This window comes from Konateibacter massiliensis (assembly GCF_900184995.1).
Lineage (GTDB): Bacteria > Bacillota > Clostridia > Lachnospirales > Lachnospiraceae > Lachnotalea > Lachnotalea massiliensis.
Map to the genome: position 1 here is coordinate 1,116,783 of NZ_LT860099.1, position 16,820 is coordinate 1,133,602.

14 protein-coding genes are annotated in these 16,820 nt (G+C 41.9%); all 14 read right to left on the reverse strand.

Going from position 1 to position 16,820, the window contains the following annotated elements; genetic code table 11:
* Positions 1–47: 47 nt before the first annotated feature.
* Positions 48–1,070 carry an ABC transporter permease subunit gene (locus CTY48_RS10945; RefSeq protein WP_099468530.1) on the reverse strand — a complete coding sequence of 341 codons (1,023 nt, stop codon included), beginning with the start codon at positions 1,068–1,070 and terminating at the stop codon, positions 48–50.
* A complete protein-coding gene (locus CTY48_RS10950; RefSeq protein WP_099468531.1) occupies positions 1,070–2,122 on the reverse strand; it encodes an ABC transporter permease in 1,053 nt (350 codons plus the stop codon). The genes CTY48_RS10945 and CTY48_RS10950 overlap by 1 nt, the downstream gene beginning before the upstream one ends.
* Entirely contained in the window at positions 2,115–3,635 is a 1,521-nt protein-coding gene (locus CTY48_RS10955; RefSeq protein ID WP_099468532.1) for a sugar ABC transporter ATP-binding protein, read from the reverse strand. Before CTY48_RS10955 ends, CTY48_RS10950 begins: the two co-directional genes overlap by 8 nt.
* Before the next feature lie 98 nt (positions 3,636–3,733).
* Positions 3,734–4,816, reverse strand: a complete 1,083-nt coding sequence (locus CTY48_RS10960) for an ABC transporter substrate-binding protein (RefSeq protein ID WP_099468533.1) — start codon at positions 4,814–4,816, stop codon at positions 3,734–3,736.
* A gap of 189 nt (positions 4,817–5,005) precedes the next feature.
* Positions 5,006–6,472 (reverse strand): sensor histidine kinase, encoded by a 1,467-nt coding sequence (locus CTY48_RS10965; RefSeq protein ID WP_236354889.1) that lies wholly within the window; start codon positions 6,470–6,472, stop codon positions 5,006–5,008.
* A 4-nt stretch (positions 6,473–6,476) separates the two neighbouring features.
* Positions 6,477–8,084 carry a response regulator gene (locus CTY48_RS10970; RefSeq protein ID WP_236354892.1) on the reverse strand — a complete coding sequence of 536 codons (1,608 nt, stop codon included), beginning with the start codon at positions 8,082–8,084 and terminating at the stop codon, positions 6,477–6,479.
* 133 nt (positions 8,085–8,217) lie between these two features.
* Positions 8,218–8,958: an RNA polymerase sporulation sigma factor SigE gene (gene sigE / locus CTY48_RS10975; protein ID WP_099468534.1), complete on the reverse strand. Its 741-nt coding sequence runs from the start codon at positions 8,956–8,958 to the stop codon at positions 8,218–8,220.
* A gap of 14 nt (positions 8,959–8,972) precedes the next feature.
* Positions 8,973–9,818: a sigma-E processing peptidase SpoIIGA gene (locus CTY48_RS10980; RefSeq protein ID WP_099468535.1), complete on the reverse strand. Its 846-nt coding sequence runs from the start codon at positions 9,816–9,818 to the stop codon at positions 8,973–8,975.
* Positions 9,819–9,986: 168 nt separating this feature from the next.
* Positions 9,987–11,165: a cell division protein FtsZ gene (gene ftsZ / locus CTY48_RS10985; RefSeq protein ID WP_099468536.1), complete on the reverse strand. Its 1,179-nt coding sequence runs from the start codon at positions 11,163–11,165 to the stop codon at positions 9,987–9,989.
* A gap of 109 nt (positions 11,166–11,274) precedes the next feature.
* Complete coding sequence (locus CTY48_RS10990; protein WP_099468537.1) at positions 11,275–11,997, reverse strand: cell division protein FtsQ/DivIB; 723 nt, start codon at positions 11,995–11,997, stop codon at positions 11,275–11,277.
* A complete protein-coding gene (murA, locus tag CTY48_RS10995; protein ID WP_099468538.1) occupies positions 11,990–13,240 on the reverse strand; it encodes a UDP-N-acetylglucosamine 1-carboxyvinyltransferase in 1,251 nt (416 codons plus the stop codon). Before murA ends, CTY48_RS10990 begins: the two co-directional genes overlap by 8 nt.
* Positions 13,241–13,332: 92 nt before the next feature.
* Positions 13,333–14,451, reverse strand: a complete 1,119-nt coding sequence (locus tag CTY48_RS11000) for an FtsW/RodA/SpoVE family cell cycle protein (protein WP_099468539.1) — start codon at positions 14,449–14,451, stop codon at positions 13,333–13,335.
* A gap of 22 nt (positions 14,452–14,473) precedes the next feature.
* Entirely contained in the window at positions 14,474–15,829 is a 1,356-nt protein-coding gene (murD, locus tag CTY48_RS11005) for a UDP-N-acetylmuramoyl-L-alanine--D-glutamate ligase (RefSeq protein WP_099468540.1), read from the reverse strand.
* Positions 15,830–15,843: 14 nt separating this feature from the next.
* Positions 15,844–16,800, reverse strand: coding sequence for a phospho-N-acetylmuramoyl-pentapeptide-transferase (gene mraY, locus CTY48_RS11010; protein WP_099468541.1), 957 nt, complete (start codon positions 16,798–16,800; stop codon positions 15,844–15,846).
* Positions 16,801–16,820: the final 20 nt, after the last annotated feature.

Here is a 16,820-nt window from a genome sequence, read left to right on the forward strand (position 1 = left end):
TAAAATGATAATCTTCCCATTTTATAAAAGTCTCCTTGTAAATATCCTTATGCGTTCTTCTTACTATTTGCTTTTGCAAATAAGCTTTGCAATATGATAAAGAAGGCTAGAAGTGCCGCAATCGTAATTTTCGTCCACCATGAGGACAGTGTTCCCTGAAAGGTGATAAATGTCTCGATTGTTCCTTTAATCAATACACCAAACAAACTTCCGATTACGTTTCCGACTCCTCCGGTCAAAAGCGTTCCACCGATAACCGCCGAGGCAATCGCCTCCATCTCAAAGCCCTTTGCCTGCTCCACAAAACCGGCACTTGTGTTGAGGCAGAACAAAAATCCTCCCACCGCACACAAGAATCCGTTTAATATATATGCCTTTAATTTGATTCTTCTTACATTTAATCCCATCAGAAGTGCCGACTGCTCATTTCCGCCCACCGCATAGATGGAGCGTCCGAATTTTGTATACTTTAACATGATAAATACCGCAGCCAGAATGAGGATGGCAATGATAACGCTCGGATAGACGTATGGATAAAGCATCATGCCCTTTTTGTTCACCGTTCCGCCAAAGGGCAGATAAATCTTTGCATTTGCCCAGCTTAGAAACATTTCATTTTTAATACTAATCATGTCCTGGCTGATAATTGCCGTCATACCTCTCGCAAAAAACATGCCTGCCAAGGTTACGATAAACGGCTGAATTTTTAAGTAGGCGACCAAAAAACCCTGTGCCACTCCGAATATTAATCCTATCACAAGCACGATGAGCAGTGCCGGTATCGCTCCCATGCCTTTGTTTTCCATCATCCATGCAAGAAGCATACACACGAGGGCGACCACAGAGCCAACCGAAATATCAATTCCCCCGGTAATCATGATGATTGTCATACCTGCTGCAACAACAATAAGTCCTGCGTTTGAGATAAACAGATTTAAAAATACCTGAATTCTTCCAAATCCCTTGTCGTGGAAGACTACCACTCCTGCGGCATACATTACGATGAACAGAATAATCGTAATGAGTAAAAGATATGTATTTGAATCAAGCTTTAATTTCTTTTTCCCCATTATGCCACCTTCTCTCTTTCCTTACCGTCCTTTAGCTTTGCCTTTAATCCGCGCACCATCTTATTGAATTCCTTAGACTGTAAGGATACGATGATGACTACGACAATTGCCTTGTAAACCGGTAGCTGGTCTGCCGATACACTCATGGCATAAAGTGTTGTGGTCAATGCCTGAATGGTATATGCCCCGATTACACTGCCGAGTATGGAAAATTTACCTCCTGAGAGACTGTTTCCTCCGAGCGCCACCGCTAAAATTGCATCCAGTTCCATGTTCAGTCCGATATTATTTGCATCTGCCGAATAAATACGGGAGGACGCCATCAAGCCCGCAATTCCTGCACACAGTCCGCAAAAGGCGTAGGTTAGGAAAATAATCCGTGAAGATTTGAGCCCTACCACTCTGGATGCCTTGGAATTGATGCCGACAGACTGAATGTATAAGCCGAGTGCTGTCTTTTTTAATATCAGGTTGGCAAGAACCACCACAATCACGACAACAAAAATTGTGGTCGGAAGCGGTATCCCCGGTATATTTCCCCCAAGTAATTTATAATTTTCTACTCTGATATAAGTAATCTGTCCTTTGGTAATAAGCTGTGCAATTCCTCTTCCTGCCGTAAACAGGATGAGCGTGGCGACCATAGGCTGTATCTTCATCTTCGCCACCAAAAAGCCGTTCCAGCAGCCGCATACAACCCCGATTACCAACGCTATGATAATTCCCAGAATGTAAGGATTCTGGTATGCATTGATGGTTTGCTCTCCTGCTGCCAGCACAAAACAGCAGATGGCTGCCGCCACTGACATGACCGCACCAACCGAAATATCGGTACCGCCGGAGGATGCCACCACAAGCGTCATGCCGACCGCCAGTATGACAAGCTCGCTTGCGCGGTTGATTACGTCAATGATATAGCCATATAACACACCGTTTTTTATACTGACTTCAAAAAATGTCGGTGTCTTGATTACGTTAATCAGCAATACAAGTATGAGACAAAGTATAGGAAGAAAAAGTCCATAGCTCGTTATTTTTTTTATTTTAGTCATTTTTAGCACCTCCTGCAATTGCCTTCATAATGGAGTTTTGTGACAGCTCACTCTCCTTTAATTCTCCAACCTTTAAGCCGTCTCTCAGAACCGCCATTTTGCTGCAGGTTCTTATCATCTCTTCGATTTCAGAGGATATAAACATGACTGCCATTCCCTTTTTTGCAAGCTCCAGCACAAGCTTTTGGATTTCCGTTTTTGTTCCCACGTCAATACCTCTTGTCGGCTCATCCAATATGAGAAAATCAGGATTTGTCAAAAGCCATCTTCCCAAAATAACTTTTTGCTGGTTTCCTCCGCTAAGCTGCTTAATCGGTGTCTCACGGTTTGCCGTCTTAATCTGTAAAAGCTCGATGTATTGATCTGTGAACTCTTCTTGCTCTTTTCTGCTCAGCGGCTTTAACATTCCCCTTTTTGCCTGAAGGGCAATGATAATATTTTCACGAACTGACAAGTCAGCAATAATTCCCTCTTCTTTTCGGTTCTCCGGCAGATATGCCATTCCCTGCTGCATCGCATCAATCGGTGCACCTACCAACAGCTTTTGTCCTTTCACAAACAGCTCTCCGCTGTCAGGTTTGTCTGCTCCGTAAATGCATCTTGCAAGCTCCGATCTTCCCGATCCTAACAGTCCGGTCAGACCGATTACCTCTCCTCTATGTATCTGAAGATCAAAAGGCTTGATACTTCCCGTGTGTCCCAGTCCTTTCGCTTCAATGATGACCTCCTCTGAAATCTTTCCCTGCTCTTCATCCTTTTTGATAGCAGCCAAATCATCAAAGTCTTTTCCCATCATTTTCGCCACAAGCTGTACACGCGGCAGGTTTTCTACCTCATATTCCCCCACGAGCGTTCCGTTTCGTAAAACAGTAATACGGTCACACACCTCATATACCTGCTCCAGAAAATGTGTTACAAATATAATGCCGACTCCGTCACCCTTTAACTTTTTCATCAGGCGGAATAGTTTTTCCACCTCACTGTCATCGAGGGAGGAGGTTGGCTCATCTAATATTAAAACCTTTGCCGACATATCCACCGCTCTTGCGATGGCAATCATTTGCTGAATGGCAATGGAATAATTTTCTAATGCTTTTGTCACATCAATATCAATATCCAGGCTTGCAAGCAGCTCCTTTGACTTTTTGTTCATCTGCTTCCAGTCTATCATACCTCTCTTTTGGGGTTCTCTTCCGATAAAAAGATTTTCCGCAACGGATAAGTTGGGGCAGAGGTTTACCTCCTGATAAACGGTACTGATTCCGTTTTTCTGTGCTTCCTGCGGAGATTTATTTATGATTGCTCCGTCTATTTGATCCATTTTAATTTCTCCGGTCTCAAACTCTTCCACACCGGTTAATACCTTGATTAAGGTTGATTTTCCTGCACCGTTTTCTCCCATAAGTGCATGAATCTCTCCCTTTCGCAATGTAAAATCTACATTTTCCAAGGCAATTACTCCCGGAAAAGTTTTGCCTATTTGCCTCATTGTAAGTACAACGCCTTGTTCCATGTAATTCCATCCTCTCTTTTCTATATAAAAGCCTTTATGTTAGTATGGAGAACTGATTTCCAGTTCTCCATACGTTTCGGGACAAGCCCGTCTTCATTTTAATATTCGCGAGTCGGTTTTTTTGCCTCCGCTGTCTCAGCCGGATATACGCCTTCTTCTACATATGCGATTTTTTCAACTGTTTCGCCATTCTGAAGCTTCTGGATTAATTCAGCTACACGTGGTCCGTGCAATGGATTACACTCAACAGATACGTTCATATCACCTGCAATCATGGAATCAAATGCTGCTGAAACTGCATCAAAGGATACGATAATAATATCGCCGTCTGGTCCGCATGTCTTTCCTGCTGCCTTAATTGCATCGATTGCGCCGAATGCCATGTTATCGTTCTCAGCAATTACAACATCGATATCATCATAAGATTTCAAGAAGGATTCCATAACTTCCTGACCCTTTGCCTGTGTAAATTCACCTGTCTGTCTCTCTAACATCTTCCAGTTGGAATGCTCTGCCATTTTTTCTTCAATACCGTTTGTACGTCCAATCTGTGCTGATGCGCCGATTGTTCCCTGTAAGGTTACGATATTGATTTCTTCAGAACTTCTGCCCTGTTTATCAAGATATTCTGCCAGCCAGTCTGCTGCGTCATAGCCTTCCTGCAAGAAGTTGGAGCCTACCCATGCCTCATATAAGGAGTCATCAGAAACATCTACCATACGGTCTACGATGATAACCGGAATTCCTGCGTCCTGTGCTTCCTTGAGTACGGTATCCCATCCGGTCTCTGTAACCGGTGCGATTACGATGTAATCAACATCTTGCTGAATAAAGTTACGAACTGCCTTAATCTGATTTTCCTGTTTCTGCTGTGCATCGTCAAACAATAAGGTGTATCCGTTTTCTTCTGTAAACGTTGCCTTCATGGAAGCAGTATTTGCTGTTCTCCAGTCAGACTCCGCTCCTACCTGTGAAAAGCCGACTACAATATTCTCACCGCCTGCTGCTGCATCATCTTGTGCTGTCTCCGTTGTAGCTGCCGGCGCTGTTGTTTCCGTCGTAGCCGCCGTATCTGCCGTTGATGTTTCTGTTGTGGCTGTCGTTCCCCCACCGCCACAGCCTGCCAGCATTACCGCTGTCATTGCTACACTGATCATCGTACATAAAAATTTCTTTTTCATACCTTTAATCCTCCTGCTATTCATGCTTACTCCCGGTTACATGCTATATTTTACCTCGGGTTCGCCTATAAAAATACGGAATAACTTATTGCCTTTGTTCACAATTTTATTATTTTTTAATAAAAAAAACGAACGGATTTGATTATATTTCAAAAAAAGTTCGTTTTTTTATAATTTTGGTAGAATTTTTTACGTTTTGCTAAGCGGAAGGATGACACTGACCTTCGTTCCCTCTCCTAAAACACTTTCAAACCGTAATCCGTATTCAATACCATAGTTTAATCTGATTCGCTCATCAACATTGGCGAGTCCGAAGCCCCTTTGACTTAGCGTCTCGGCATCCCCCTTTACCCGCTTGCGAATAAAAATGAGTTCTTCCTCTGACATGCCCTTTCCGTTGTCCTCCACCTCCAAATAGATACCGTCCTGTTCCCTTCTTCCCCTTACCCAAATTTTTCCTCTGCCTCTCTTATTTTTTATCCCGTGATATAAAGCATTTTCAACCAGCGGCTGCAGGGTAAGCTTCAGTATATTGTATCCGTGGATATCAGAGTCGATTGCAATTTCATATTCTAATATATCGCGATAACGAAACTGTTGGATTTCCAAATAGCTTCTGATGTAGGACTCCTCCTCTGCAATTGTGATATAATCCCGCCCTTCACTGAGTACGGTACGGAAAAAATCAGACAGAGAGGTTACCATATTGACCACTTGTTCAGTCTGCTTGCCTTCTGCAAGCCAGATGATCGTATCCAGCGTGTTATAGAGAAAATGTGGATTAATCTGTGCCTGCAATAGCTTTAGCTCCGTGACACGCAGGTTCTTCTGCTCTTTTTTGATATCCTCTACTAAATCTCCGATTTTTTGTATCATATCATTGAAGCTGTTTGTCAACACCGCTATTTCGTCGTCAGATTCCACCACTGCCCTTGTCGTGAAATCGCCTCGTGCAACAAGCTCTGTCGTGTCACACAGCTCCTTGATCGGCTTTGTTACACTTTTCACAATAACCATAGAAACCAGAACGGATGATGTTAAAATAATGGCGAAAGCACACAAGCTAATCCGGACCGCATTGTCCTGCTGCATGGACAGCTCATTTCGAATCGTCTCAAAATTGGACGCTTCATAATAAATATAAAGCTGAATATGCTCCTGTATAATCTCACTTAGGATATAAATGCTCTTGTCCAGCAGGTAAATATTTTCATCGTACTTTCCCTTTTGGCTTAGATTGTGCTTGATATCGTCAACCCGGTCCTCCAGCGTATCCAGATTTTTCAAAAGCTTTTTCAGCCTCGTTTTATTTCCCGGTGTTTTGGTTATCCCGTATAGGTTTTCAAAAACATCCCGTGCTTCCTGAATGATTTCGTAGGGGTCTCTTATCTCCGTTGAGTCCTTTGCTGTCTCAAAATCCGCCGAACCAATTACAATCCGGTACATGCTATAATCAATCTCTTCCTTGAAATTGATGTTGTATGTGTTTGCTGCCGTGATATTTCTTACAATCTTATCATAGTCATTTCCGAAATTAATGAGTGCCAGTATCAAATACATAATCAAAATTACCATCGGAACAATGATGATAAGGGCAAACAGGACAAGCTTTTTGTTTAAATTCAAGGACATCCATTTTCCTTTTTTCTTTTGCATTCTGCTATGCCCTCCCCCTCATCCGGTACTCCTTCGGGGTACACTGCTGTGTTTTCTTGAAAATATAACTGAAATAATGAGAGTCCTTATAGCCCACCTCAAATCCAATTTCCGTTGTCTTCTTATTCGAGCACATCAAAAGCTCTTTCGCCTTGTCCATTCTTGTCTCCGTCAAGAATTCAATAAAGGTCTGCCCCATTTCCTGACTAAATATCGCACTGAAATAGGTCGGACTGATATTTACAATGGATGCCACCGTATTCAGCGAAATATCCTCCTTATGATAATTTTCCTCAATGTATTCCTTTGCCGTCTTTAGCACATCCCCGTATCTTTGCCGTGCCGCGGCATCTCTTAGACAGAATGCCTGATAAAACAGCTTCTCCATATAGGTCTTGCTCGTCTCCACTGAGGCTATGATTTCATCTAAATCCTGAAACCCCTCCATCTCCTTGACAACCTTTTCCTTGGAATATCCGATAGATTCCAAAAATGAGACAACACAAAAATAGATATTCAGGATGGCGTATTGCCGGAACAGGATGGACTTCATATTTTTATGTCCCGAACTGACAAAATACTCCTCCACAAAGTTTGCAATCTCTTCCTTCGAACCGTTTTTCATAAAGCGCTCCAAAAAAGCCTTGTTCATCTTCTCTGCGTCAATCGCCTGCATATCGATGCTGTCATGGCTGTAGGTATTCCATTTTATCAGCTTGTCTCCCTTTAATATCTGGTTTGTCTTCGTAAAATATCTTGCCGAGAACGCCTTGTTCGCTATGTAATAAGAATCCTGAAGCTCGCTGATTCGCAAAACAATACTTCCTATGCCTCCAAAATATTCAAGCTCAGGCTTTTCCTCCAGTATTTCAAGTATTTTATCATGATACTTGGAGCGAAGTGTTTCCAACGCCTCCTCGTTCTTTGCCTTTAATATAACCGCAATAATCTCATTTTCACATTCAAACTCAATGACCTCGCTGTTATTTTGAAGCAGTATATTTAGCTCCTCCCGCGCCTTAATTAAGTTTGCCGAGTATTCAAACGAGCTTCCTCTGACACTGATCTTCAAAAGCAAAATGCTGTATGCCCCCGCTGCCAAATCAATTCCAAGCCTATCCCCCTTCTCAATCATCTGTGGGAGGCTTAGTTTATTCTGGATAATCTCAAAAAAGAAATTCTTCTTCTCGTGAACAACCTTCTCCTCCATCTCCTTCTTGTACAGCTCTAAAAGTTTTTTCTCCTCTGCCTCCTTCGCAATCATATCCCTCACTTTACCGATTGCCTCCATCAGTTTTACCGAGGAGATGGGCTTTAGCAGATAGTCTGTCACGCCAATCTGGATTGCCTGCTTTGCATACTCAAACTCGTTATAGCCGCTTAAAATAATAATCTTAATACTTGGATATTCCTTCTTCACCATCTTGCTCAGCTCCAAGCCGTCCATAAACGGCATTTTGATGTCAGTAATAAGAATATCCGGCTTTAAATTTCGTATCATCGGATAAGCCAGTTCGCCATCGCTTGCTTCTCCTACAAACTCAAATCCCTCTCTTTCCCAGTCAATGTTATTTTTAATACCTTCCCGCACTACAATTTCATCCTCTACCAAGAAAACCTTCTGCATATTCCACCCGCGCCCTTTCACCCTTATACTTATTACTAGATTATCGGAAATAGGAATAAAATGCAATATAAAAAAGGTCAGGTGCCAGATTTTAAATATCCGGCACCCCGACCTTTTATTATTCAAAACGGACAATCTCCTTCTTCAGCCGTCTGATTATTTTTTTCTCTAACCTTGATATGTAGGACTGCGATATTCCAAGCAAATCGGCAACCTCCTTTTGGGTCAGCTCCTCGCCGTCTCTCGCATTCAATCCGAACCGGAGGCGAACAATCGTCTTTTCCCGCTCTGAGAGCTTATCAATTGCTTTGTTTAGAAGCTTTCTCTCCACCTCATTTTCAATATCCTTATAAATGATATCCTCCTCCGTGCCCAATATATCGGAGAGCAATAATTCATTGCCATCCCAGTCTACATTTAAAGGCTCATCAATGGATACCTCCATCTTTGTCTTGTTGTTTCTTCTAAGATGCATGAGTATCTCATTCTCAATACACCTTGAGGCATAGGTGGCAAGCTTGATGTTCTTATTCGGGTTAAAGGTATTAATCGCTTTTATCAACCCTATCGTTCCGATTGAAATTAAATCCTCCACACCGACTCCCGTATTGTCAAATTTCTTTGCAATATATACGACCAGTCTCAGGTTGTGCTCAATCAGAACCGATTTTGCATCTTTGTCATAGTCCGTTCCTAAGTCACTGATAACCTCTGCCTCTTTTTCCGCCTCCAGAGGCGCCGGCAGTACATCGGCACCTCCTATATAATGAATGTCTCCCCCCTTTGAAAACATCATACTCTGAAATGACGGCATTGCCCTAAACTGAAAGTGATTCGATACTGATACTTTAATAAACATATATAAGCCTCCTATTAATCAACTAATTTGGGATTTAAAATAATTTGATATCTTTTGTCCGATACAAATTCATTCTGGCAGATTCCTATCATCGGTCTTGCAACCTCGATTACGCTTCCCCCATATACAATGCATAATTCCTCCACCTTAATTGCCGGCAGCAGCCCATTTTTTCTCCCCACTGAGCTATATGGTATGTAATATAATTCTCCTAACTCTTCCATCTCGATATCTTCTGCTTTGTACTCAAGAAAATTTTCTATACAGATTGCTTCCTTGTCCGTAAGCAGCTCTTTTATCACTTCAAAAGGTACAATATTGACCGGCTGTCTGCTCACAGGGTCAACGAGACTGTTTCCCGTGTCCATCAAACCCTTTAATCTTAAGCGCCTGTCATTTAAACTGATTGTGACTTCACAAACTTTACCCGAGGTTCTTTTGTAAAACCTATCTATTTTTATTGCACCCCTTGCCAGTATAAATAAAAGAAGTCCTGCAAGAAGCACCTGCTCTGCATTTATCTTTTTTGCGTAGGTCAGAAAATTAAGTATTCCTCCAAATAGGAAAGTCATTATATAAAGTAAAATGACCGCCTTTAAAATACTAATTCCATCCTTTAGCTTTAATGCTGTTTTCGTACTAATTACATTTACCCCGAAAATCAGAGTATATTTAATCAGAACACCTTGTAGCGGCAGCATGATTATAACTATGGTCAACATTGAACTTATCGCACATATAAGAATGATTCTAAGATACGTGGCAGTGCATCTTAATATCTTCCCAACAATGCTCAATATAAAAAAGTTCATACACATGTTAATCAGAAAAAGTACATCTACATACAACTCATAATACAATGTTCACTCCCCTCGCTTTGTAGTATGTGTCTAAGCTGTAATCATTATAAAACGAGGCTTTTATATTTTTTGTCAAACCGTATACCCTGTTCCACTATTTTCATCTTACTTTTTCTACATTTTGAATCAAAAAAGAGCCTGACACTGTCAGACTCTTTAAAAACTTTATTATTTACGATTCTTCTGTAAAAACTCCGGAATCTTAATAGACTTCTCTTCCACGCTGCTCTCCGGTGTACGTGGTCTTTGTATTCCTGCCAAAGGTCTTGGAGCGACTCCAGGTGTTGCTGTCAGCTTTACTTCGCTTGTTACAGGTCGTGCTGCACTCTGTGCTGCTGTCACACCTGACGGGTAAGTAAAGTTTGACATGATTTTGCCCGGCGCTGCATTTCCAGCATTGGCATCAAGCCCTGTCGCAATTACGGTAATGCTCGCTTCATCTGTGTATGTATCATCATACATAGCACCAAAGATAATATTTGCACTGTCTCCTGCCAAATCCTGCACATAACTTGCCGCATCATTCGCATCCATAAGTGTAATATCACCTGAAATATTAATAATAACGTGTGAAGCACCTGTAATGGTTGTCTCAAGAAGAGGACTTGCCACTGCCTGTTTTACCGCCTCAATCGCTTTATCATCACCCTTTGCCCTGCCGATACCGATATGCGCAATACCCTTGTCCGTCATAACAGTCTGAACGTCGGCAAAGTCTAAGTTGATTAATGCAGGAAGATTAATCAAGTCTGTAATTCCCTGTACTGCCTGCTGCAATACCTCGTCCGCTTTCTTAAGTGCATCAGGCATGGTTGTCCTTCTGTCGACAATCTCAAGAAGCTTGTCATTCGGAATGACAATCAAAGTGTCTACACTGTTTTTTAATCTTTCAATTCCACTGAGCGCGTTGCTCATTCTGGCTCTCGCTTCAAATTTAAAAGGTTTTGTCACTACACCTACGGTTAAAATTCCCATGTCCTTGGCAATTTTAGCAACCACCGGTGCAGCACCTGTTCCGGTTCCGCCGCCCATTCCGCAGGTTACAAATACCATATCTGCTCCCTGAATCGCCTTCTGGATATCGTCAGCGCTTTCCTCTGCAGCCTTTTCTCCAACCTCCGGCTGAGCACCTGCGCCAAGTCCCTTTGTTAATTTTTCTCCAATCTGTAACGGTGTAGAAGCCTTACATAGCTGTAACGCCTGTTTATCCGTATTGATACCGATAAACTCTACGCCTCCGATTTTCTCGTCCACCATTCTATTTACAGCATTATTTCCTGCCCCGCCAACTCCTACGACGATAATTTTTGCAGAAGATTCTGCTTCGTTTGTCTTTATTTCCAGCAAGGTTCTTCCTCCTTCACATTCCTTTTCCACATAAAAAAACTTACTTCTTATATAATATATTTTTTTTTGAAATTTATCAACATAAATTTAATATTTTCTACTATTTTCTTTATTTATCTTTCTCAAAAGTTATATTTGATGTCCCTTCTACATAATTTTCCATATGAAGGATACCTGATAATCCTTCTAAATCAGGTAATATACTTTTGAGTGTGATTATTTTTTCCTCCGTATCATTATCCGCCCCCATATAGACTCTGGCATTCTCAAAATAAAGGGTCATTTCATCATTACTGTTAAAGTAAATCTTATCCGGTGATATTCCGTATTTGTCAAGTAACTGCGTCACACTGACAATCGTGTTAAAAATTGCTTTATCCTCTACCGGTAATTCCTCATGCAGTAAAATATGATTAAACTTAAGACCCGTTATCAATGGTACTCCTTCCACTGCCTCACTCGAGCTTTCCACTATAATTCCGTCCTTATCAAAGTACATATAAGAGCCGAGGTATTCGATGTAGCCTGCCAGACTTTTTTCATAGACATCTACCTTTACCTCATTTCCCGATATTAACTCCACGTCAACCGTGTCGACAAAGGGAATGGAATAATCCTTTTTATAGTTATATTTCCAATATAAATACAAAGAATTGTAGCAGTATTGGTTGTTGAATATCAGCTCTTTTATTTCTTCCTCTGTATAGTGTTCATTTCCTGTTATCTTTATTTTCTTGACGGAAAATATGCTTAAAACAGTAATTATTATACCCACAAGCAGTATCAGAAACACCAGAACAAAAATCAGCCCTCTTTTGTTTTTCTTAGTCATAATAAATATCAGCTCCCAGCATTGCTAAATCTTTACATATATCCTCATAGCCCCGCTGTATATAGTGGGCATTTGATATATTGGTACTGCCCTTTGCCATAAGTCCGGCAATAATCAGTGCTGCACCTCCCCGCAGTTCCTGCGCTTCCACATCTTCGCCATGCAAAAAAGCTACCCCGGTAATTCTCGCATGGTTATTGTTCAGAATAATATCAGCACCCATTTTTTGAAGCCATTCTACCGTTTTGAATCTTGCTTCAAAAATACTTTCACTGACAAGGCTTACTCCCTCTGCCATTGTAAGAACAGATAAAAGCTGAGATTGTAAGTCAGTAGGAAATCCCGGATATACTTCGGTTTTGATATGGGCTACAAAGTTATTTGCATTCGTGCCGTCTATCCATAGACAGTCTTCACGAACCATATAGCTTGCTCCCATTTCCTCCACCACCGAAAGTAACGCTTCCAACTGGTTTATCGGAGCATTTTTTAACATAATGCTTCCTCTCGTACCAACTGCCGCCAATATGTAGGTTCCGGCTGCTATCCTATCTGGCGTAATATCGACCTGCGTGCCGTGTAATGCTTCGACACCGCTTATCGTAATCTTGTTTGTGCCTGCTCCCTTTATATCTCCTCCCATTTTATTTAGAAATCTGCCCAGTTCTTCCACCTCGGGCTCTCGTGCCGCATTCTTGATAATCGTGGTTCCTTTTGCCCGGACACCGGCAAGCATAATGTTTTCAGTGGCACCAACGCTGGCAATCGGCAGTTCAATGGTATTGCCCACTATCTGCTCTGTATATGCCGTCAGCCCGTCCTCTTCCTCAAATATGCCAATATTCATCTGCTTAAAAGCCTCCAGATGGAGGTCAATCGGCCGCTTACCAATTACACAGCCTCCTGGATATGGAATCCTTGCATGGTTAAGCCTTCCAAGCAAAGCACCCGACACAAGAATGGAGGACCTCATTTTATCCGCCAATTCAGTCGGTATCTCATACGAATTTACATATGTTGCATCTATAATAAGGGAGTGTCCCTCCCATACTACCTTACATCCAATTGTTTTTAAAATTTCTGCCATATAATTTACATCAATAATCTGAGGGCAATTATGTAAAACGGTAACACCATCGCATAACACTGCCGCCGCAATCATCGGCAATGCTGCATTTTTAGAACCCTGTACTACTACTTCGCCACAAAGTGGTTTGCCGCCTGAAATTTTGATAGAGTTCAAAGCCAACCTCCATATAATACACTTTTCTTCTCTATCTTATGTAAATCACCTCATAAATGAAGCTTATCTATTTATAAAATTTTACGAAACTGCTACTGCTCCAATTTTACCTGCCGTGAGACACTTAGGGCAAGCCCCATCTCGGATAGTAAAAATAATGCCGAGGTTCCTCCGTAGCTGATAAACGGCAAGGTGATACCTGTGTTTGGTATGGAGTTTGTTACAACGGCGATGTTCAAAATAACCTGTATCGCAATGTGACCCATGATGCCGACCACAATCAGAGAACCGTATAAATCCGGAGCATTGTTCGCAATAATCATAAAACGCCAGATCATAAGCATAAACAGCAAAATCAGTGACACGGCTCCAAACAGCCCTAATTCCTCACAGATAATGGAAAATATCATATCATTTTGTGCCTCGGGCACAAAACCAAGCTTTTGCATACTCTGACCAAGACCTTTTCCAAGTATCCCGCCCGAGCCTATTGCATATAAACCTTGCAGTGTCTGATAACCTTTGTCGTAAGCTTCCGGATGCAGCCATATTTTAAGACGTTCCGCCCTGTACTGCTCCAAATAAATAAATATACCCATAAATGCAATGCCGCCCAGTCCGATTATAATAAACTGGAGATATTTGGGACTCGCCACAAAAATGAGCACAACTGCAATTCCCAAAATAATAATTGCGGTACTTAAGTTGTTGACCCCGACAAGTGCTACGATCGGAAGACAAAGAATAATAACAAGTATCATCGTCCGAAATTTTTTAATATTTTTTGATACCTTGCTGATGACAAGTGCCAAAAAGAGAATAACCGCAAGCTTTGCAAATTCGGAAGGCTGAAAGGACAGCGGTCCGATATACAGCCATCTTTTTGAACCGTTGTAATCTGTACCGACAAACAAAACAGCCGCCGATAAAACATGTGCTAAGAGAAATGCAAGCAGCGTAAAACGTTCCCAGAAATGGTAGTCAATTCTTGATATAATCAGCATGGCAACAATACCAAGGCTCGTTGCCATGAGCTGCTTCTTTAAGTAAAAAGCTGAATCCCCTGCTTTTATCTGTCCGTTATAGGAGCTCGTACTATATATCATAACCAATCCAAAGCACACTAAAAAAATAATGATAAATAACAGGCTATAATCAAAGTAATGCTCTTTTTTTCGTCTGCGTGGTTTTTCATTTTCCCTTGGACTCATGCCATCTCTCCTCTATTTCTACTTAAAGATTACGAACATAGTCTTTAAACATTCTTCCGCGCTCTTCATAATTTTTAAACATCCCCCAACTCGCACAGGCAGGTGATAATAAAACGGCATCTCCGGCGCCTGCCTTCTGGGCGCTAATCTTCACCGCTTCCTCCAATGTCTCTGCAAAAATAATATCATGAAAGCCGCATCGTTTTGCCGCATCGGCAATTTTTTCCCGCGTCTGACCGATTAATACAAGATATCTTACCTTCCCATCAAAAGCTTGAATCCATTCTTCATACTCCGAGTTTTTATCGTAGCCGCCACCGATTAATATGGTAGGCCTATTCATCGCCTGAATTCCTTTAATCGCTGCATCCGGGTTAGTTCCCTTTGAATCGTTGTAGTAGGCAACTCCGTTTTTCTCTTGCACAAACTCAATTCTATGCTCCACTGCCACAAAATTCATCACGGTTTCCCTTATGACAGAAAGCGGTACCTCCATGCTGATTGCAAGCGCAATCGCCGCCATGACATTTTCATGGTTATGCCTTCCCAGCAGATTTAATTCGTCTGTCTTACAGACTACAACTGCATTCTTACCATCATGGTACACAATACTGTCCTGGTCAAGATAAACACCCTCAGGCAACGTCCTCATACTGCTAAAGAAAATCACTTTCGGCTCTATCGTCTTTGCAAATCTTCTTAACTCTTCATCCTCGTAATTCAAAACGCAGGTCTGCTCTGCCGTCTGATTCTTTACGATACTTTCTTTCACCGCTATGTAGTTTTCCATCGTCTTATGTCTGTCTAAATGATCCGGTGTAATATTTAAAATTGCACTTGCCATCGGCTGAAATGCCTCGATTGTCTCAAGCTGAAAGCTGCTTATCTCAGCAACAGTCACAGAATTCTCTGTCATGTCATCCACGACACTTGTGTAAGGCGTCCCGATGTTTCCAACCACAAAGGCACTCTCAAAATAGTTCTTCATAATCTCAAAAGTCAAGGCTGTTGTTGTTGTTTTTCCGTTTGTTCCGGTAATTGCTACAACCTTTCCCTTCCCGCATTGATAAGCTAACTCGACCTCTCCCCATATTTTCACGCCGGCAGCTCTCATTTCCACAATAAGAGGCAACTCAACCGGCACACCAGGACTGATTACCGTCAAATCAAGGGTAGAAATTACCTCTTTCGGAAATTCCCCTATCACAATCTGAACCTTGGGAAATTCTGCCAAGCGTCCCTCAATCTGCGCCCTGTCTGCCTTCTCATTTCCGTCATATAATAAAACGTCTGCGCCCCTCTTTGACAAAAGAGCTGCCGCTCCGATACCGCTTATTCCACTTCCGATGACGCAAACCTTTTTACCTGTATACTGCATGTTATTTCCTCCTGCTACATTGCCGCCAAGCCAATTAGGCAAAGTATTGCTGTAATAATTGTAAATATCGTAACTACCTTTGTCTCTGCCCAGCCGCACAGTTCAAAGTGGTGATGGATAGGCGCCATCTTAAAGATACGCTTTCCGTGTGTCAGCTTAAAATAGCTTACCTGCAGTATAACTGACATTACCTCCACCAAGTAGATTAAACCGACAATCAAAATAAACAACGGCATTTTAAGCATATAGGCGGTTGCCGCCACAAATCCGCCAAGGGCAAGGGAACCTGTATCTCCCATAAACACTCTTGCCGGGTGTGCATTAAATAGCAAAAATCCAAGAAGGCTTCCCACTACGGCACAGGTAATCGGCTCAACTCCGCTTCCCTTCATGATAGCCGCCAAGGAAAAAAATGCTGCTACCAAAACCGTTACGCTTGATGCCAAGCCGTCCAAACCATCCGTAAAATTGACGCCGTTTACCGTTCCGATAATTGCGATAAACATAAGCGGAATTGCCAAAACACCAATATCAATATAAGCTCCGTTTGTAAACGGGACAAGCATTTCAAGTCCCACATCGGTAAAATTGATAAGGTAATAGGCAAAAATAACCGTGACCATAATCTCTCCTGCCATCTTCTGCACCGCTGTAAGTCCCAGCGAACGCTTTAAAACAACCTTGATATAATCATCCAAAAACCCGATAATACCAAATCCTAAGGTCACGAATAAAATAGGAATAATCTTAGGATACCTTTGTATATAAAATAAAGAAACGATAACAATGCTAAGCAGGATCAATACGCCGCCCATTGTCGGAGTTCCCGTTTTCTTCAAATGTGTCTGAGGCCCGTCATCTCTTACTGTCTGCCCCGCTTTCAATTTTGTTAAATATTTAATTACCCCCGGTCCTGTTATGGCACTGATGACAAATGCAGCGACAACAGGTATTGCTATTCTGTAATCCATGATTCACACCTCAAATTTCT